Here is a 17,489-nt window from a genome sequence, read left to right as displayed (position 1 = left end):
GATCTGCCTGGGCGGCCCCTGCCACGGCGTGCTCACCCAGATCCGGCGGGACATCGGCACGGTCACCGTGCCGATGCCCCGCCGCCGAGGTCAGGTGGCCTCGTTGTCGTACGGCGGGATCTCGCCGTACTTGAGCTCCGACGTCGGCTCCAGGTCGTTGATCGGATCGGCGGCCGGGCGGTTCCAGTCGTCTTCCAGGTCGTCGATCAGGTGCTTCCTGACGAAGGTACGCGGGTTGAGATCTGCGGGGTCGAAGTCGCGGAACTCCGGGCCGAGCCCGGACCGCAGGTCGTCCTTCGCGTTGTTGGCCATGCGGCGCAGGTTGCGGAGCGTACGCCCCGCCTGCGAGGCGGCCTGTGGCAGCTTGTCCGGCCCGAACACCAGCAGCGCGATCACCACCAGCGCCACGATCTCAAAGCCGCCGAGTCCGAACACGTGATCTCCTACCACGAACCATCGGGCCGCCCACCTGAAACGGCCCGGACGGATCCCAGACTAATAGCCTGTTCCGGCGCCCGGGCCGCCGGTGCGCCACCTGTCCCTACTGTTCAGGAGGGCGAGGGGCTCGGCAGGGCGCTGGCCTGCACCGTGACCTCGGCCGTCTTCTCCTGGCCACCGCGCTGATACTTGATGGACAGCCTGTCACCGGGCGCCTTGCTCCTGATCAGCACGATCAGCTCCTGGTCGGTCGTCACCGGCGTGCCGTTCACCTCCAGGATCACGTCGCCGGGCTTGAGGCCCGCCTTGTCCGCGGGGCCGCCGGCCTCGACCGGGGCCTGGCCGTTCTCCACCTGGGAGGCGATGCGCACGCCCTGGCCCTGGTAGAAGGGGTCGATGCTGACGCCGATCCGCGAGGTCTTGGCGCTGCCGGTGCTGATGAGGTCTTCGGCGACCCGGCGGGCGTGGTTGACCGGGATGGCGAAGCCGAGGCCGATGCTGCCGCCCTGGCTCTCCGCCGAGCGGCTGCCGGTGAGCGTGGCGATCGCCGAGTTGACCGCGATGACCTGGCCCGCGCTGTTGACCAGGGGACCGCCGGAGTTGCCCGGGTTGATCGCGGCGTCGGTCTGGATGGCGTTGATGTAGCTCTGGTCCGTCGGGCCGGTCTCGCCGCCGGCGACGACCGGCCGGTTGAGCGAGCTGACGATGCCGGTGGTCACCGTGCCGGACAGGCCGAGGGGGGAACCGATGGCGATCACCGGGTCGCCGACGACGACGCTGTCGGAGTTGCCCAGGGCGATCTGCGGCATCCCGAAGTCGTCGTCCGGCTTCACCACGGCGAGGTCGGAGGCCGGGTCGCGGCCGACGATGCGGCCCGCGGTGACCTTCCGGTTGTTGAACTGGATCTTGATGTCCCCGCCCTGACCGGCGACGGCCACCACATGGTTGTTGGTGAGCACGTATCCGCCCTTGATCAGGAACCCGGACCCGGTGCCCGCCTCGCCGTTGCCCTCCACCTCAAGGGAGACCACGCTGGGCAGCACCCGGGAGGCGACCCCCGCGACGGAGTCGGGCGCGCGGTCCACGGTGCCGGTCGGCGCCGAGCCCAGGTTGTACGACGGGTCGGGGCCGCCGTCCTCGCTGGTGAGCACGTAGGTGCCGATGCTGCCGAGGGCCGAGGCGATGATCGCGATGACGATCGCGAGCACGATGAGGAATCCGGTGCGCGGCCCGCGCCTGATGACGGCCACGCCGGGGGCGGCGCCGAACGCGCCGGGGCCTCCCGGACCGCCGGGACCGCCCGGCGGGGGCGGCGCCCAGCCCGGCCCCATGCCGAAGGCCCTGGCGGGCGGCGGGGGCGGGGTCGGCCCGTGCATCGGATTGATGTCGGCGGGGTAGGCGGCGGTGTCCGTGGATCCGGCGTCCGCCTGGTGGGCGTAGGCGCCGGTGTCGCCGGCCTGCCAGCCGGAGTCGCGCTGGGCTCCGGACGGGTCGCCCCAGCCGGAGTCACGGCCGCCTGAGAGGTCCCCCGACGGGTCGCCCCAGCCGGACGACCCGCCGGACTGCTCCGGCCCGGACGCGGACCAGCGGTCGTCCGCCCGGTCGCGGTCACCGGCGAAGCGGTCACCGGCGACCTGGTCGGCGGAAACGTGGTCGGCGGGCAGGAAGTCGGGCTTGGCGGGGCCGCCCAGGCCGGGGGCCGCGGCCCGGTCGCCGGACGCCGTGTCCTGCGCGAGCGCCTGATCGCGCCCGCCCAGGGGCTCCTGGAGCTCCGACGGCCGGCGATCCCCGCCTCCGGCGGAGCCGACCCAGGCATCCTCCTGGGGGGCTTGAGCCCGCTGCTCGTCGGTCATCGCTGCCTCACCACTCCTTGGCTCGTATGTGACACGATGATTCTCTTCTCGTGGACATACGAGAGATGTAAAAGGGGTCTTTACTCGAAGGGGTTGATCCAGGACAGAAGCCGCGCGGCACCCTTGCCCATGCGCAGCCACAGGCCGGGTTCGCCCTCGTGGGGCAGCGCCGCGATGGCGGCGTCGACCATGTCCGCCGGAGCGTCGGCCAGGACGGTGTAGACATGCCCCCCACTGGCCCAGATCGCCTCCCGCTCGACGGAGTCCCGAATCCAGATCGTATGCCCGTCAAGCGACTGCGCATGCCACCCCCTCAACCGGGTCTCGTCGAGGTCGCCGGGCTGGATGAAGACCGACACGACCGACAGACCATCTGAGTACCCCAAATAGAGGTAATCTCTCGCCGCATCGCTGGCGCTGAAGAGTCTCAGCCGGCCGGGAAGCGACCCGCTGAACTCCCATCCCCTGGCACGCAGCCGGTCGAGCTCCTCCGGGCCGGGCGGGGACTGCGGCAAGGACTGCGGCGGGGATGGCGACGGGGATGGCGACGGGACCCGCGGCGGCTCGGCCGGGGCCGAGCCGGTCGCCGGTGGCACCGGGCGCGGGTCCGGCAGGGTGAGGTCGAGGAACGTGTCGGCGTAGGCGACCCGCCCGGCGCCGTCCAGGATCTCCCTGCGCAGCAGCAGCCTGCTCAGCTCGTCGATCCAGAACCGGGCCGCCCTGGTGCCGTCGGGGCGCAGCGCCTCCACGATCAGGCTGTCCCGGCCGCACACGACGCCGCCGCCCGCGGGCACCACCCGGTAGTTGCCGGCCAGCGTCCGCAGCATCCCCTCGGGCGGGGAGGCCATCCCGCCGGCGAGCGAGCCGGGGTCCACCCACCGGCCCGGCTCCCGAGGTGAGACGTCGTCCACGAAGAGGCCGCCGGCCGCCGTGTGACGCACGTCAAACAGCGTGGAGGAAGCCCCTGAAATCCCCCAGGACGTGACGAAACGCGTGCCGGTGTAATCCTGCAGGCGGGCCGCCGCCGCGGCCTCACGCAGCAGATGGAGGCCCGTGTCGTCGCCCTCCTGGTCCGGTGGCGGTACCGTGCCGGCCCTGGCGCTCACCGCCAGGCTCAGCAGCACCACGGCCGCCACCAGCACGCCGAGCGACGACCGGCTCACCTCAGGGGCGGCGTCGACGGCGTCCCGGGTGCCGGAGTGGCCGGCCGCGGAGTGGGCGTGGGCGTGTCGTGCGCGGACCGGGCGTACGGCGCGCCGTCCCCGCGAGCCGGCTCGTACGGCACGGCGGGCGGCGTGGAGGCCGACCCGAAGACGTTGAGCTGGCCGTAGGGCGCGGTGGTCTTGTGCTGGTTGGCGAACTTCTCCATCTGCGGCACCACCGCCGGAGTGGCGCCGAGCCCGCCGACCACGAACATCGTGCCGAACGCCACCGCCGCGGACGTCAGGCCGACCGCGACGTAACCGGCCCGCCTGGCCCGCCCGCCACGGCTCTGCGCCCTGCCGCGCGGCCGGTTGTCCGGCGGGCCGCCGCTGTGCATGCCCGGCAGCGGAACGCCGCCGAAGGACCGCGACGCGTCCGGGAACGGCCGCACCCTGGGCGGCAGCGGGCCTCCCGGCTCCGACATCCGCAGCAGGGACATGGTCAGGTCGGCCGGCATCGCGGGCCCGTCGAGCGCCCGCAGCCGGTTCTTCAGCGCCCGCTCGGCCTCGACCTCTGACCGGCAGTCGGCGCAGAAGGTCAGATGTGCCAGCGCGCGCTCCCGCTCGACGTGGCCGAGTTCACCGTCCACCAGCGCCGATACGCGCTCTCCCAGATGGCTCATGCCCGCTCCCCGCCCAGCGGCTCGCCGTGGCCCTCGCCAGGGTTGTTGACGTGGTTGTCGCCGCGCTCGTTCACGAAGTCCTCCCCTTGGATCGTCGTCGGGGGGAGATGTCCGCCGCGGGGCGCGCGGTGCTCCAGCGCCTCCCGCAGCTGTGAGCGGCCTCGGTGGATACGGCTGCGGACCGTGCCCAGCTTCACGCCGAGCGTCGCCGCGATCTCCTCGTAGGACAGGCCCTCGATGTCGCACAGCACGACGGCCGCGCGGAACTCCGGGGCGAGCGCGTCGAGCGCCGCCTGGATGTCGGGCTCCAGATGAGTGTCGTCGTAGACCTGCGCCGGAGAAGGCTCACGCCCGCGCAGCCGCTCGGCCGCGTCGTCACCCAGCCCCTCGAACCTGATCCGCTGCTTGCGCCGCGCCATGTCGAGGAAAAGGTTGGTCGTGATCCGGTGCAGCCAGCCCTCGAACGTGCCGGGCGTATAGCTCGACAGCGAACGGAAGACCCTGACGAAGACCTCCTGTGTGAGATCCTCCGCATCGTGCACGTTGCCGGTCAGCCTGTAGGCGAGTCGATACACCCGCGCCGAGTGTGTCCGGACGACCTCCTCCCACGTGGGAGGAGTCCATTCGGACACTGGAGTTTCCGACTGGTGGTCGTCCACCAGCGCTCCTCTCTCCGGGACCACCGCTATCGCCATAGTGCCTGGTTTCGTCCCTTCATGCGTACGGACTGCCCTGCGATCCGGCAAAGGCCGCTTAAACCGTGCAACGCACCGGGGGGCACATGAGTTCCCGTTCGGGCTTCCCTCCCCTAGGCTGCGACCAGCGAGCAAAGAGTGCGTACGGCGAAAGCAGGGAGGAGAGGCCAATGGACCCGATGCCGAACAGTCCGGTGGAGGCCACTCTGGCCTATGCCGAGGAGTTCCACGTCGAGGACGAGATCCTGCGGGCCGCGCGGCAGCGCGCCGCGGAGGTCGGAGCTCCCCCGATCCTCCCGGGCGGAGGTGCCGCGCTCTGTTTCCTCGCGACGGCCATCAACGCCAAGGCGGTCGTTGAGATCGGCACCGGATGCGGCGTATCGGGGCTGTGGCTGCTCCGGGGCATGCGCCCGGACGGGACGCTGACCAGCGTCGACGTCGAGCCCGAGCATCAGAGGCTGGCCCGGATCGCGTTCTCCCAGGCCGGGTTCGCCGGCGGGCGCACCCGGCTCATCACCGGGCGTGCCCTCGACGTGCTGCCCCGCCTGTCCGACGGCGGCTACGACCTGGTCTTCGCCGACGCGGTCACCCACGAGTACGCGGACTACCTGGCCGAGTCGGTGCGGTTGCTGCGCGTGGGCGGCATCGTGGCCTTCGACAACGCCCTCCTGGAGCACCGCGTGGCCGACCCTGCCCAGCGGGACCCGGACACGGTGGCGATCCGCGAGCTGACGAAGCTGGTCCGCTCCGACGACCGGCTGCGCCCGGTGCTGATCCCGCTGGGTGACGGGCTGCTGGCCGCGCTCAAGATCTCCGAGTGAGCCACTCCAGCAGCAGCCGGACCCCGAACCCGGTGGCCCCCTTGCTCAGGACGCCCTCGTCCGCCATGCTGCGGCCGACTCCGGCGATGTCCAGGTGCGCCCAGGCCCGCTTGCCGGCGAACTCGCGCAGGAAGAGCGCGGCCGTGATGGAACCGGCGCCGTAGGTGCCGCCGGACTCCACGTTGGCCAGGTCGGCCACCGCCGACTCCAGCGCCGGCGCGTAGTCGTCGATCAGCGGCATCCGCCACAGCGGGTCGCCGCTCGCGCCGCCCGCGTCCACCAGGGCCGCCGCGAGGTCGTCGTCGTTGGCGTAGATCGCGCCGACGCTGCGGCCGAGCGCGACGGTGATGGCCCCGGTGAGGGTGGCGATGTCCACCACCAGGTCGGGGTCGAGCTCGGCGTCGGCGTAGGCCAGCGCGTCGGCGAGCACCAGCCGCCCCTCGGCGTCGGTGTTGAGGACCTCGACCGTGCGCCCGCCGTAGTGGGTGATGACGTCGCTGGGCCGCTGGGCGGTGCCCGACGGCATGTTCTCGGCGGCGGCGACCAGCCCGGTCACCCTGGCCCGCACGCCGAGCTCGCGCAGCGCGCCGAGAACGGCGATGACGACCGCGCCGCCCGCCATGTCGGTCTTCTGCAGCTTCATGTTGTCGGTGGGCTTCAGCGACAGGCCGCCGCTGTCGAAGGTGATGCCCTTGCCGACCAGCACCACGTGCCGCCCGTCGTGGTCCTCGGGCTCGTAGGAGAGCTGGATGAGCCTGGACTCCTGCGTCGAGCCCTGGCCGACCGCGAGGATGCCGCCGAAGCCGTCCGCCTTCAGCGCGTCCTCGTCCCACACCCGGACGGCCACGCCCCGCTCGCCCGCCCGCTCGGCCAGCCAGGCGGGATTCTTCGTCGAGGAGGGGGTGTTGGCGAGGTCGCGGGCGACCGCCACGGCCCGCGCGATCGTCTCGCCCCGCCGTACCCCCTCGGCCGCGCCCTCGGCCGCCGTGACGAACTCGACCGCGGCCACCGGCTTCGTACGGCTCTCGCCGATCCGGAACGCGTAGGTGGCCAGCAGTGCGCCCTCGACCAGCGCGGACACCTGCCCCGCCCCCTGGGGGAGCACGACGCTCAACGCGGGGCGGCCCTTCGCCCTGCGGGCCACCGCGGCGCCCGCCTTGCGCAACGCCGCGGCCCCACCGTCGCCGATGCCGTAGAACAACACCCGGCCGACCGTCTCACCGCGGGCGAACGGAGCCTCCACGATCTCCCCGGCCTCACCCTTGGCTTCGTGGTGGGCGAGCAGGCCGGCCACCGGGACCGGCAGGTCGGGGGCGTCGGGCGCCAGGTCGGCGTCGAAGGGGAAGGCCAGCAGAAGCGCGTCCGGGGCAGGCTGGGCGGTAAGGGTGACCGAGGTGTCGATGGGCAAGGGGGCTCCTTCTTACTGTCCGCCCGGGTGGCGGATCGAAAGGTGACGACCCCGGTCTCTCCCCCCGCCAGACATGGAGAACCCGCTGGCCAGGGCCGTCACTGGATGACGAAACGTGCGTCCGTCAGCCTACGACCTGCTTGAGCGCATCGCCGAGGGCACCGGCCTCGTCGGCCGAGAGCTCCACGACCAGCCGGCCGCCACCCTCCAGGGGGACCCGCATGACGATGCCCCGTCCTTCCTTGGTGACCTCCAGCGGACCATCGCCGGTCCGCGGCTTCATCGCCGCCATGCGTGCATCCCTTCCTGCCTCGGGCTCCGCGGTTGCGATCTTCGGCCGACGCCTGGATGGGCGGCCGACGCATTCACGTCTTCTGTGATGTCCTATTATCCCGCCTCCCGGTGGCTGCCGGGTAACGATCTCCTCCCAGAATGCGTTGTCGGGCCCCCTGCAGACGGCCAAACTGGTGCTCGTGAACGCCCGCGCCGCGCTCTTCGACCTGTACGGCGACCACCTGCGCGCCCGCGGCGGACGGGCCTCCGTGGCCGCGCTCGTGCGCCTCATGGCGCCCTTGGGAGTGGCCGCCCCGGCCGTGCGGACGGCGATCTCGCGCATGGTCCGGCAGGGCTGGCTCGCCCCCGTACGGCTGCCGCCGGGGCCGGGTTACGCGGTGACGCCCAAGTGCGTGCGGAGGCTGGACGAGACGGCTCTGAGAATTTACCGGGCGGGGACGATCACATGGTCCGGGCAGTGGCACCTCGTGGTGGTCGAGCCGGTGCGGGACCGGCCCAGGCGCGCGCGGCTCCGGGCCGACCTGGCCTTCTTCGGCTACGCCCCGCTCTCCGAGACCACCTGGATCGGTCCGCGGCCCTCGGCGGAGCTGGCGACGCTCTTCGCCGCCGAGCGGGTGCGCGCCGACCTGTTCCTGGCCGCGCTCGACGGCGACCCGCGGGAGCTGGTCGCCCGCGCGTGGGATTTGGCGGGCATGGCGAGGGCATACGAGGATTGGCTGGCCCAGGCCGTGGAACTCGTGGGCGGGCTGTCCGACGACGCCCCCGCCGATCAGGTGTTCGCGACCAGGAGCAGACTGGTGCACGGGTGGCGCAACTTCCTCTTCCGGGATCCGGGGCTTCCCGCCGAGCTACTGCCGTCCGAGTGGCCCGGTGAGAAGGCGCGGGCCTACTTCGAGCGGGAAGCCGCCCGCCTGCTGCCCCCCGCGGCCGCGTTCGTCGACCGCAACCTCGCCGAGATGTAGGAGAGCCACCGTGAGTGACCGTTACGTGCGGCACGAAGTCTCAGACCACGTCGCCACCATCACACTCGACCGGCCGGACGCGATGAACGCGCTCGTGGCCGCGATGAAGGTCGAGCTGCGTGACGCCCTGGAGCGGGCGGCGGGCGACGACGACGTGCGGGCGGTGCTGATCACCGGGTCGGGCCGGGCCTTCTGCGTGGGCCAGGACCTGCGCGAGCACGCCGACAATCTGGAGGCCGGCCGGGGCCTGGCGAACACCGTGCGCGAGCACTACAACCCGATCGTGTCCGCGATCGTGGAGATGGACAAGCCGGTGGTGGCCGCGGTCAACGGGGTCGCGGCGGGCGCGGGCGCGGCCCTGGCCTTCGCCTGCGACCTGCGCGTGGCCGCGGACAACGCGAAGTTCGCGATGGCGTTCTCCGGCATCGGCCTGGCCCCCGACTCCGGCTCCTCCTGGACGCTCCAGCGGCTCGCCGGCCCCGCGGTCGCCGCCGAGATGCTCCTGCTCGGCGAGCCGGTCCCGGCGACCCGCGCGCTCGAACTCGGCCTGGTCACCCGTGTCGTCCCCGCCGCCGACCTGCCCAAGACCGCCCGCGAGCTCGCCGTACGGCTGGCGCAGGGCCCCACCCGCGCCTACGCGGCCACCAAGCGCGCCCTCGCCTTCGCCGCCTCCCACCCGCTGAACCAGTCCCTGGACCTCGAAGCCGACCTCCAGGAAGCCTCCGCGGCCACCCAGGACCACCTGAACGCCACCCGCGCCTTCCTCGACAAGCGGCAGCCCGCCTTCGAAGGCCACTGACATAGGCCACTGACATAGGCCACTGACATAGGCCACTGACGAGGGGGTCGTGGCCCCTCGCCGCGCCGGCGGGCCGCTCGCGGACCGTCGGCGCCGGGGTCACGGGCGGGCGGTGCGCACCCAGCAGTCGGCCAGATGGTCGTTGACGAGGCCGATGGCCTGCATGAGGGCGTAGGCGGTGGTGGGGCCGACGAAGCGGAAGCCGCGTGACTTCAGGTCCTTGGCGAGGGCCTTGGAGCCGGGGGTCTGCGCGGGCACGTCGCCGATCGCCTTGGGCACCGGGGCGCCGGCGTCGGCATAACGCCAGACCAGCTCGGACAGGCCCTCCGGCACCTCCAGCGCCACCCTGGCGTTGGAGATCGCCGTCTCGATCTTCGCGCGGTTGCGGACGATGCCCGCGTCGCCCAGCAGGCGCTCGACGTCGGCGTCGGTGAAGGCGGCGACCTCGGTCAGCGAGAACCCGGCGAAGGCCCTGCGGAAGTTCTCCCGCTTGCGCAGGATCACCAGCCACGACAGGCCGGACTGGAACGCCTCCAGCGTCATCCGCTCGAAGACCCGGTCGTCGCCGCGGACCTCGCGCCCCCACTCGTCGTCGTGGTAGGCGATGTAGTCAGGCGCGGAGGTGGCCCACGGGCAGCGGATCAGGTCGGCGGCGGGCGTCCGGATATCCGGTCCGGTCATGTGCGGTACTCCAAAGGCGTCGGGAACGGGTCACCGAGCTTCTTCAACGTCGGACCGGTCCCCCGCCCATCCCCCATAGGACTCGGGGGACTCCCTCAACTCGAACTTTTTGCCGTCGCTCTTCGCCGGGACCTCGTCCTCCGGCTCCCCGTCCTCGCGGGACTCGCCCTTCTCAGCGTCACCCGTCCCGGCGTCCGCCGCCTCCACGACGGCCCCGGGCGCCTCGCGACGGCGGGCGTCCTCGGTCGCGCGACGGCGGGCGTCCTCGGCGTCCGCCCCGGCGGCGTCGGCGGGAGCGGGGTCGGCGGCGGGAGCGGGAGCGGAGGGGGCGTCCCGGGGTTCCGGCGCGGGCTCCGTCCAGGGGGCGGGCGGGCGCGGGGTCTCGGGGGCGCCGGGCTCGTGGGCCAGCCGGGGCGGCACGGCCTGCGCCTCCTGGCGGGCCTGGAGGCGGCCGGCGAGCAGCTCGGTGACCCGCTGCTCCAGCACGGCGATCCTGGTGTCCCGGGCGCTGATCGCCACGGCGGCCCGCTGGAGGGTCTCGTCGACGCTCTGCGTGTGGTACCCCACCAGGCTGACCGGCAGTTGCAGCGCGGCGAAGTCGACGGCGGAGAGCTGCCCGGCCTCGGGAAGGTCGAGCGGCGGCACGTCCGGCGGGAACTCCTTCAGCTCACCACCGCGTCCCATGGCGACCGCGACCACACCGGCGAGGATGGCCAGCGCGGCCAGGGCGAGTACGACGAGCACATACGCATGGTGCCACAAACTCACCGGACCGGAGGGGCCCACCGATCTACGCGGGCGCTCCGCTGCCCTACGATCGGACGCATGGAACCCCTGGTCATCGGCCTTGCCGACCCCGCAGGTCCCGGCTGGGCCGAGGCCCGCAGCATCGCGGAGCTGGAGACCCTGGTCCGGGAGGGCCGCACCGTCGCCGTCACCCCCGCCGCTCTGGCGACCGCCGCCCTGGCGACCGCCGCCGGTCGCGCCGCCCGGGACGCCGAGGAAGCCGGGGCCGGGAACGCCGAGGGCGCCGGGGAGGCCGGGGGCGCGGATGACGCCGAGGCCGCCGAGATCGCGGTGGCCTGCGTGTGCGCCTGGCTGGGCGCCCGGGTCTTCCGTACGGCGCGGCCCGAGCAGGTGCGGATGGCCCTGCGGATGACGGAGAGCCTCGCCGGCCGCAGACCCCCGGCCCTCACCCGCCGCGGCCTGGCCTGACCGCCTTCCCGGCCACCGCCTTCCCGGCCTGACCGCCTCCGGGAGGGCTACTCGGCCTCGGCCAGCTCCTCGGCGCTGGGGGTGAGACGGGCGGTGACGGCCTCGATCCGGTCGAGGGCCTCGTCCGTGGTCGTCGTCCAGGAGACCGCGTCGAAGACGTGCGGCCGGGTGAAGCCCTGGTCGTACATGCCGGAGACGAGCTCGCGGAGCGGGTCGTAGAGGCCCCACGGGTCCAGGACCACCAGCGGGCGCTCGTGCAGGCCGAGCATGCGGGTGGTCCAGATCTCGAACAGCTCCTCCATGGTGCCGATGCCGCCGGGCAGCACGAGGAACGCGTCGGCGCGCGCGTCCATGACGCCCTTGCGCTCCCGCATGTCACCGGTGACGATCAGCTCGTCGGAGTCCTCGTCGGCGACCTCGATGTCCACCAGCGCCTGCGGGATCACCCCGACGGTGTGCCCGCCGGCGGCCCGGCAGGCGCGGGCGACCGCGCCCATGCAGGAGACCCTGGCCCCGCCGCTGACCAGCGAATGCCCGCGCTTCGCGAGCCGGTCGCCGACCTCCGCCGCCAGATCCACATACTTCTGATCGATCTTCTGACTCGATGCGCAGAACACACAGACGAACACGCCGACAGCCTAACGGCCGGACGGCGGGCCGCTCACTGCGCGTCCGCCACGGTCCGCGCGACCGACTCGGCCTCCTCGGCCACCCGGCCGTTGCGCTCCTCGTCGGACTTGACGATCGCGCTCACCGCCTCGTCCACGTCGTCGCACACCTGGAGGAGGTCGAGGTCCTGGGGGGAGATCTTGCCGGTGTCCACGAGGGGGCCGCGGATCCAGTCGAGGAGGCCGCCCCAGAAGGAGGAGCCGAGCAGGACCACCGGGAAGGAGGTCACCTTGTGCGTCTGGACCAGGGTCAGCGCCTCGAACAGCTCGTCCATGGTGCCGAAGCCGCCGGGCAGGGCGATGAAGCCGCTGGCGTACTTCACGAACATCGTCTTGCGCACGAAGAAGTAGCGGAACTCGATGCCGAGGTCCACGTAGTCGTTCATCCGCTGCTCGAAGGGGAGCTCGATGCCGAGTCCCACGGAGACGCCGCCCGCCTCCACCGCCCCCTTGTTGGCCGCCTCCATGCATCCCGGCCCGCCGCCGGTGATGACCGCGTAACCCGCCTCGGCGAGCGCCTTCCCGACCTGGACGCCCATCCGGTACTCGGCCGAGTCGGCGGGGGTGCGCGCGGAGCCGAAGACGGTGACGGCGGGGGGCAGCTCGGCGAGCTGGCCGAAGCCCTCGACGAACTCCGCCTGGATGCGCATCACCCGCCACGGGTCCATGTGCAGCCACTCGGCCGGCCCCTGCCGGTCGAGAAGGCGCTGGTCGTGGGTGGAATCGGGGACGAGGCTGCCACGGACCACGGAGGCTCCCTGACGGCGCTCGGGACGGATCTGTTTCATGCGGTCACGCTAACCGGCGCGGGGCCCAAAGTGTGCCCGGATCCCCATCATCGTCCGGTCCGGACTCCCGCCGGAAGAATCTTGAAAAACTCCCGGAACCCGCGGAACCGGTAATCGCGGAGGCTGCGTCTAAGTGACGAGGGTGCTGCTCGGGACTGAAAGTGGCTTTCCCCGCCAAATGGCCGGCGAGGAAAGCCACTTTCATATTGTGCGGGTTTCCCGGGCAGGTCAGCCGAGCCAGGCGAGCATCGCCCGCTCGCAGGCCGCGACCTTCTCCAGCGAGACGAACTCCGCGCGCTGATGAGCCAGATTGGGATCTCCCGGGCCATAGTTCACCGCCGGGATACCCAGTGATGAGAACAACGCCACATCGGTCCAGCCGAGTTTCGCCCGCGGCTGCCCGCCCACCGCTCCGGCGAACGCCGCCGCCGCGGGGTGGGTGAGACCGGGCCGGGCGCCGGGGGCGCCGTCGGTGACCCGCACCTCGTGTCCTGCGAAGACCTCGCGCACGTGCTCCTCGGCCCGGGCGAGGTCGAGGTCGGGGGCGAAACGGTAGTTGACGGTCACCACGCACTCGTCGGGGATGACGTTCCCCGCCACGCCGCCGCGCACCCACACGGCGTTGAGCCCCTCGTGGTACTCCAGCCCGTCCACCACCGGCCGGCGCGGCTCGTAGGCGGTGAGCGCGGCGAGGATCGGCTGGATGCCGTGGATGGCGTTGACCCCGAGCCAGGACCTGGCGCTGTGCGAACGGGTCCCGCGGGAGACGATCTCCGCGCGCAGCGTGCCCTGGCAGCCGCCCTCGATGAGGCCGTCGGTGGGCTCCATGAGCACCGCGAAGTCGCCGCGCAGCCAGTCGGGGTGGGTACGGCTGAGCCTGCGCAGCCCGTTGCGCTCGGCCTCGATCTCCTCGCAGTCGTAGAAGATGTAGGTGATGTCCCTGCTCGGCTCGGTGAGGGCGGCGGCGAGCCGCAGGGCCACCGCGACGGAGCTCTTCATGTCCGAGGTGCCGCAGCCGTAGAGCCGGTCGCCTTCGACCCGGCTGGGCAGGTTGTCCGCCACCGGGACGGTGTCGATGTGCCCGGCGATCACGACGCGCTCGGCGCGGCCCAGCTCGGTGCGGGCGACGACGGCGTCGCCGTCGCGTGTCACCTTGAGATGCCCGAGCCGGAGCAGCGCCTTCTCCACGGCGTCGGCGAGCTCCCGCTCGTTTCCGCTCACCGACTCGATGTCCACGATCCGCGCCGCCAGGGTGCCGGCGTCGCGCGTCAGATCCAGCTCCATGTCCGCCGAGCCTATCGGCAGCCGGCGCCCCGCTCCGCGACCGGCGAGGCCACGGAGCGGTGCGGGAGGTCACGGAGCGGGGCGGCGGTGCGGCTCAGGCGTTGACGCCGTGCTGGCGCAGCACGTCGTTGATCGTCGCCTTGTCGTGCCGCTGGCCCTCCTCCAGACGCTTGAGCACGAGCACGCAGGGCAGGCCGAAGGTGCCGCCGGGGAACTCCTTCTGCCGGGTGCCGCCGACCGCCACGCACCAGTCGGGGATCCTGCCCCTGCTGATCTCCTCGCCCGTCTCGACGTCGATGACCGGCATCGACGCGGACAGGATCGTCCCGGCGCCGACGACGGCCCCCTTGCCCACCCTCGCCCCTTCGACGATCATCGAGCGGCTGCCGATCAGGGCCTCGTCCTCGATGACGACGGGCACGGCGTTCGGCGGTTCGAGCACGCCTCCGATGCCCACGCCGCCGGACAGGTGCACGTTCCTACCGATCTGGGCGCACGATCCGACCGTGGCCCAGGTGTCCACCATCGTGCCGGAGTCCACGTAGGCGCCGATGTTGGTGTAGGAGGGCATCAGCACCACGCCGGGGGCGAGGTGGGCGCCCCACCGGGCGATCGCGCCGGGCACGACGCGCACACCGTCCAGCGTGGTCTTCAGCGGGATGCGGTCGTGGTGCTGGAAGTCGCCCACCTGGGACCGCGCCATGCCGAGGACCCGGAAGCTGAGCAGGATCGCCCGCTTGGCCCGCTCGTCCACGACGACCTCGCCGGCCTCGTCGACGAAGGCCACCCGGGCCTTGCCGGTGTCGAGCAGGTCGACGGCGCCGACGACGACTCCGCGCGCCTCCGTGTCGTCGGGACTCAGGTCGGCGCGGCGCTCCCACAGCTCGTCGATGGCTGCCGGCAGCGGGCTGGAAAAGCTCTGGCTCATGAAACGGGAGCTTAGTGGTGTCCGGACCGCCCGCTTTCACAGTGTCCCGGCGTGGTCCCGGCGTGGCCCGGCCGCCGACCGTACTCGCGGCACTCCGCCGGGCAGGTAGGTTTTCAGCGTGCGGCGACGATATTCCCGAGCGGTCATCACCATCGCGATCGTGGTCGTCGTGCTGGCGGTGTCCATCTACGCCGGGGTTTACCTGCTGCTCAGGCAGACCGAGCCGTTCGCGCTCGGCGAGCACTGCGAGGTGGTCACCCCGCAGGGCACGCTGAGCCTGGAGCTCGAACAGGCCCAGATCGCCTCGACGATCGCCGCCGTGGCCGAGCGGCGCAGGCTGCCCGAGCGGGCCGTGGTGATCGCCTACGCGACGGGGCTGCAGGAGTCGAAGCTGCTCAACCTGCCGTTCGGCGACCGCGACTCGGTCGGCATCTTCCAGCAGCGGCCCTCCCAGGGCTGGGGCAGCGCCGAGCAGCTGCTCGACCCGGTCTACGCGACCAACCGGTTCTTCGCCGCGCTGGTCAAGGTCAAGGGCTACCGCAAGCTCGCGTTGCACGACGCCGCGCAGGCGGTGCAGCGGTCGGCCGACGGCAGCGCGTACGCCCCGCACGAGGTGAGCGCGCGCATCCTGGCCGACGCGTTCACCGGCCGGGTCCCGAAGGCCGTGCGCTGCTGGTTCCCGCCGCCCACCGAGGAGTCGCCCGCGCCGCCGCGCCCGGAGCAGGCCCAGGCGGAGCTGGTGCGGGCGCTCGGCGAGACGGCCACGTCCGGCGACCGGATCAGCGCGCCGACGTCGCGGCGCGGCTGGCTGATCGCCTCGTGGTCGGTCGCGCACGCCCAGCCGTACGGCCTGCGCAAGGTCCGCTTCGCGGGGCTCGCCTGGTCGGCGGACGGCGGCGAGGACGGCTGGCTGGACGACGCGGAGGCGACCTCTCGGCACGTTCAGATCATCTGAGGGTGCCGGGCGCGGGGCAGCTCGACGGTGAGCGTGAGGCCGCCCTCCTCGCGCGCGGTGGCGGTCACCGTCCCGCCGTGCGCCTCGGCGACGACCCGGACGATCGACAGCCCGAGCCCGCTGCCCCGGTCCGAGCGCAGCCGGTCCCCGTGCAGCCTACGGAACGGCTCGAAGATCGTCTCGATCTCGTACGCCGGGACCGGCAGCCCGGTGTTGGCCACCACCAGCTCGACGCGTTCGGCGCGGTGCCGGGTGGTCACCCACACCTGGCCGCCCGCGTTGTTGTGCCGGATCGCGTTCTCCACGAGGTTCTGCACGAGGCGTTCGACCAGCACCGGCTCGCCGGAGGTCGGCGCCGGGTCCAGCAGCCGGTGGAAGACCACCTCGTGCTCGGCCGCCTCCTCGGCGGCGAGGTCGAGCACGTGCTCGGTGACGTCGGCCAGGTCGAAGGGGCGCCGGTCCACGATCGCCTGCTCGCCCTCGGCCAGGGCGAGCAGGCTGTCGATCAGCCGTTCGTGCCGGGTGTTGACCAGCAGCAGCGACTCGCCGAGCCGTTTGACGTCGTCGGTCGCGTCCGGCCGGCGGACCGCCACGTCCACCAGGGTGCGGTTGATGGTGAGCGGGGTGCGCAGCTCGTGCGAGGCGTTGGCGATGAACCGCCGCTGCCCGTCGAAGGATCGGGCGAGCCGGCCGAAGATGACGTTGACGACGTCCACGAGTTCCCTGATCTCGTCGTCCTGCCCCTGGTACGGGATGCGGCCCGCCAGGTCGTGGCTCTGGGCGACGCGGCGCGCGTCGCCGATGATCGGTCCGATGGGCCGCATCGCCCAGCGGGCGACCCGCCAGCCGCCCAGCATCGCGAGCCCGCCGCCCGCGACGAGCACGAGGGAGCCGGTGACGAGCACGTTGCGCACCGTGTCGGCCTGGTAGATCCGCCGGACCTGGGCCACCCGCTGCTGGGCGATGTAGTACTGGTCGGTGTAGGTCGGAACGACCCGCCCGGCGACCTTGATCCATGACGGCGCCCTGAGCCCGTCCCTGGGCTCCAGGCTCTGCCGGACGATCACGGCGACGCCGCCGAGCACCGCCAGCCCGGCGACCAGGAACACGCCGCCGCAGGCCAGGGCGAACCTCAGCCGGATGCTGGACTTCACGGAATCCGGTACCCCACTCCGGGGACGGTCTCGATGACCGGCGGGTCGCCGAGTTTGCGGCGCAGCTTCATCATCGTGGTGCGGACCGTGTTGGTGAACGGGTCGATGTGCTCGTCCCACACCTTCTCCAGCAGCGCCTCACTGGACACCACCGCCCCGCCGGCCCGCAGCAGCTCCGCCAGCAGGCCGAACTCCTTCCTGGCCAGCGGCACGTAACGACCGTCCCGGAACACCTGCCGGTGCGCCCGGTCCAGCCGGACGCCCGCCCGTTCCAGCATCGGCGGGTCGGCCGGCCGAACCCTGCGGCCGAGCGCCTGGATCCTGGCCACGAGTTCCTCGAAGGCGAACGGCTTGGGCAGGTAGTCGTCGGCGCCCAGGGACAGGCCGGCCACCCGGGCGCGGACGTCCCCGGCGGCGGTGAGCATGAGGACGCGGACCAGGAGCCCGTCCGCGACCACGGTCCGGCACACGTCGTCCCCGTGCACGCCCGGCAGGTCGCGGTCCAGGACGAGGACGTCGTAGTCGTGGACGCCGAGCCGTTCCAGGGCGGCGTGCCCGTCGTAGGCGACGTCCACGGCGAGCGCCTCCGCGCGCAGCCCCTCCACGATCGAGTCGGCGAGCATCCGCTCGTCCTCGGCCACCAAGACCCGCAAAGCGCCTCCATCCCCCTCTGATCGCGTCAGCCTTCCAGGAAGGCCATAACGCACGCGTAACCGGATCA

The 17,489-nt window shown here is 72.5% G+C and carries 20 protein-coding genes; 5 read left to right on the top strand and 15 right to left on the bottom strand.

Going from position 1 to position 17,489, the window contains the following annotated elements; genetic code table 11:
• Window positions 1-90 precede the first annotated feature (90 nt).
• From QSK26_RS13050 to sigE, 5 genes are all read right to left on the bottom strand, one after another.
• Window positions 91-435 (bottom strand): sec-independent translocase, encoded by a 345-nt coding sequence (locus QSK26_RS13050; RefSeq protein WP_285775346.1) that lies wholly within the window; start codon window positions 433-435, stop codon window positions 91-93.
• Between the two features lie 113 nt (window positions 436-548).
• Window positions 549-2,291: a S1C family serine protease gene (locus tag QSK26_RS13045; RefSeq protein WP_285775345.1), complete on the bottom strand. Its 1,743-nt coding sequence runs from the start codon at window positions 2,289-2,291 to the stop codon at window positions 549-551.
• Window positions 2,292-2,371: 80 nt separating this feature from the next.
• Complete coding sequence (locus QSK26_RS13040; protein ID WP_285775344.1) at window positions 2,372-3,454, bottom strand: sigma-E factor regulatory protein RseB domain-containing protein; 1,083 nt, start codon at window positions 3,452-3,454, stop codon at window positions 2,372-2,374.
• On the bottom strand, window positions 3,451-4,116 hold the full coding sequence (locus QSK26_RS13035) for an anti-sigma factor family protein (RefSeq protein ID WP_285775343.1): 666 nt from the start codon (window positions 4,114-4,116) through the stop codon (window positions 3,451-3,453). Before QSK26_RS13035 ends, QSK26_RS13040 begins: the two co-directional genes overlap by 4 nt.
• Window positions 4,113-4,811 carry an RNA polymerase sigma factor SigE gene (sigE, locus tag QSK26_RS13030; protein ID WP_285775342.1) on the bottom strand — a complete coding sequence of 233 codons (699 nt, stop codon included), beginning with the start codon at window positions 4,809-4,811 and terminating at the stop codon, window positions 4,113-4,115. Before sigE ends, QSK26_RS13035 begins: the two co-directional genes overlap by 4 nt.
• 170 nt (window positions 4,812-4,981) lie before the next feature.
• Here sigE and QSK26_RS13025 point away from each other — a divergent pair, with 170 nt between their 5' ends.
• Entirely contained in the window at window positions 4,982-5,632 is a 651-nt protein-coding gene (locus tag QSK26_RS13025; protein WP_285775341.1) for an O-methyltransferase, read from the top strand.
• Here QSK26_RS13025 and QSK26_RS13020 read toward each other — a convergent pair.
• Window positions 5,616-7,040 (bottom strand): leucyl aminopeptidase family protein, encoded by a 1,425-nt coding sequence (locus QSK26_RS13020; protein WP_285775340.1) that lies wholly within the window; start codon window positions 7,038-7,040, stop codon window positions 5,616-5,618. The two genes, QSK26_RS13025 and QSK26_RS13020, sit on opposite strands and share 17 nt — an antisense overlap.
• Before the next feature lie 124 nt (window positions 7,041-7,164).
• A complete protein-coding gene (locus tag QSK26_RS13015) occupies window positions 7,165-7,332 on the bottom strand; it encodes a DUF3117 domain-containing protein (protein ID WP_285775339.1) in 168 nt (55 codons plus the stop codon).
• A 181-nt stretch (window positions 7,333-7,513) separates the two neighbouring features.
• Between QSK26_RS13015 and QSK26_RS13010 the strand changes: the two genes are divergently transcribed.
• Together QSK26_RS13010 and QSK26_RS13005 are read left to right on the top strand one after the other, a co-directional pair.
• Window positions 7,514-8,296: a PaaX family transcriptional regulator gene (locus QSK26_RS13010; protein WP_285775338.1), complete on the top strand. Its 783-nt coding sequence runs from the start codon at window positions 7,514-7,516 to the stop codon at window positions 8,294-8,296.
• Between the two features lie 10 nt (window positions 8,297-8,306).
• A complete protein-coding gene (locus QSK26_RS13005) occupies window positions 8,307-9,095 on the top strand; it encodes an enoyl-CoA hydratase-related protein (protein ID WP_285775337.1) in 789 nt (262 codons plus the stop codon).
• A gap of 99 nt (window positions 9,096-9,194) precedes the next feature.
• On the opposite strand, the gene QSK26_RS13000 is transcribed toward QSK26_RS13005, so the two are convergent.
• Together QSK26_RS13000 and QSK26_RS12995 are read right to left on the bottom strand one after the other, a co-directional pair.
• Entirely contained in the window at window positions 9,195-9,776 is a 582-nt protein-coding gene (locus tag QSK26_RS13000; protein ID WP_285775336.1) for a DNA-3-methyladenine glycosylase I, read from the bottom strand.
• A 30-nt stretch (window positions 9,777-9,806) separates the two neighbouring features.
• A complete protein-coding gene (locus QSK26_RS12995; RefSeq protein ID WP_285775335.1) occupies window positions 9,807-10,520 on the bottom strand; it encodes a hypothetical protein in 714 nt (237 codons plus the stop codon).
• An 81-nt stretch (window positions 10,521-10,601) separates the two neighbouring features.
• Here QSK26_RS12995 and QSK26_RS12990 point away from each other — a divergent pair, with 81 nt between their 5' ends.
• Window positions 10,602-10,991, top strand: coding sequence for a hypothetical protein (locus QSK26_RS12990; protein ID WP_285775334.1), 390 nt, complete (start codon window positions 10,602-10,604; stop codon window positions 10,989-10,991).
• Window positions 10,992-11,038: 47 nt separating this feature from the next.
• Here the strand turns inward: QSK26_RS12990 and QSK26_RS12985 are convergent, their stop codons facing one another.
• From QSK26_RS12985 to QSK26_RS12970, 4 genes are all read right to left on the bottom strand, one after another.
• Window positions 11,039-11,620 carry an LOG family protein gene (locus QSK26_RS12985; protein WP_285775333.1) on the bottom strand — a complete coding sequence of 194 codons (582 nt, stop codon included), beginning with the start codon at window positions 11,618-11,620 and terminating at the stop codon, window positions 11,039-11,041.
• A gap of 32 nt (window positions 11,621-11,652) precedes the next feature.
• Complete coding sequence (locus QSK26_RS12980) at window positions 11,653-12,447, bottom strand: LOG family protein (protein WP_285775332.1); 795 nt, start codon at window positions 12,445-12,447, stop codon at window positions 11,653-11,655.
• A 228-nt stretch (window positions 12,448-12,675) separates the two neighbouring features.
• On the bottom strand, window positions 12,676-13,731 hold the full coding sequence (gene dapE / locus QSK26_RS12975; protein WP_285775331.1) for a succinyl-diaminopimelate desuccinylase: 1,056 nt from the start codon (window positions 13,729-13,731) through the stop codon (window positions 12,676-12,678).
• A gap of 94 nt (window positions 13,732-13,825) precedes the next feature.
• Window positions 13,826-14,659 (bottom strand): 2,3,4,5-tetrahydropyridine-2,6-dicarboxylate N-succinyltransferase, encoded by an 834-nt coding sequence (locus tag QSK26_RS12970; RefSeq protein WP_285775330.1) that lies wholly within the window; start codon window positions 14,657-14,659, stop codon window positions 13,826-13,828.
• 118 nt (window positions 14,660-14,777) lie between these two features.
• On the opposite strand from QSK26_RS12970, the gene QSK26_RS12965 reads away from it, so the two are divergent.
• Window positions 14,778-15,614 carry a hypothetical protein gene (locus QSK26_RS12965; RefSeq protein ID WP_285775329.1) on the top strand — a complete coding sequence of 279 codons (837 nt, stop codon included), beginning with the start codon at window positions 14,778-14,780 and terminating at the stop codon, window positions 15,612-15,614.
• Here QSK26_RS12965 and QSK26_RS12960 read toward each other — a convergent pair.
• Window positions 15,602-16,768 carry a sensor histidine kinase gene (locus QSK26_RS12960; protein WP_285775328.1) on the bottom strand — a complete coding sequence of 389 codons (1,167 nt, stop codon included), beginning with the start codon at window positions 16,766-16,768 and terminating at the stop codon, window positions 15,602-15,604. The two genes, QSK26_RS12965 and QSK26_RS12960, sit on opposite strands and share 13 nt — an antisense overlap.
• Window positions 16,765-17,421 carry a response regulator transcription factor gene (locus tag QSK26_RS12955; protein WP_285775327.1) on the bottom strand — a complete coding sequence of 219 codons (657 nt, stop codon included), beginning with the start codon at window positions 17,419-17,421 and terminating at the stop codon, window positions 16,765-16,767. Before QSK26_RS12955 ends, QSK26_RS12960 begins: the two co-directional genes overlap by 4 nt.
• Window positions 17,422-17,489 lie beyond the last annotated feature (68 nt).

This window comes from Microtetraspora sp. NBRC 13810 (assembly GCF_030268685.1).
Lineage (GTDB): Bacteria > Actinomycetota > Actinomycetes > Streptosporangiales > Streptosporangiaceae > BSRQ01.
This window is presented reverse-complemented; position numbering and strand designations above follow the sequence as displayed.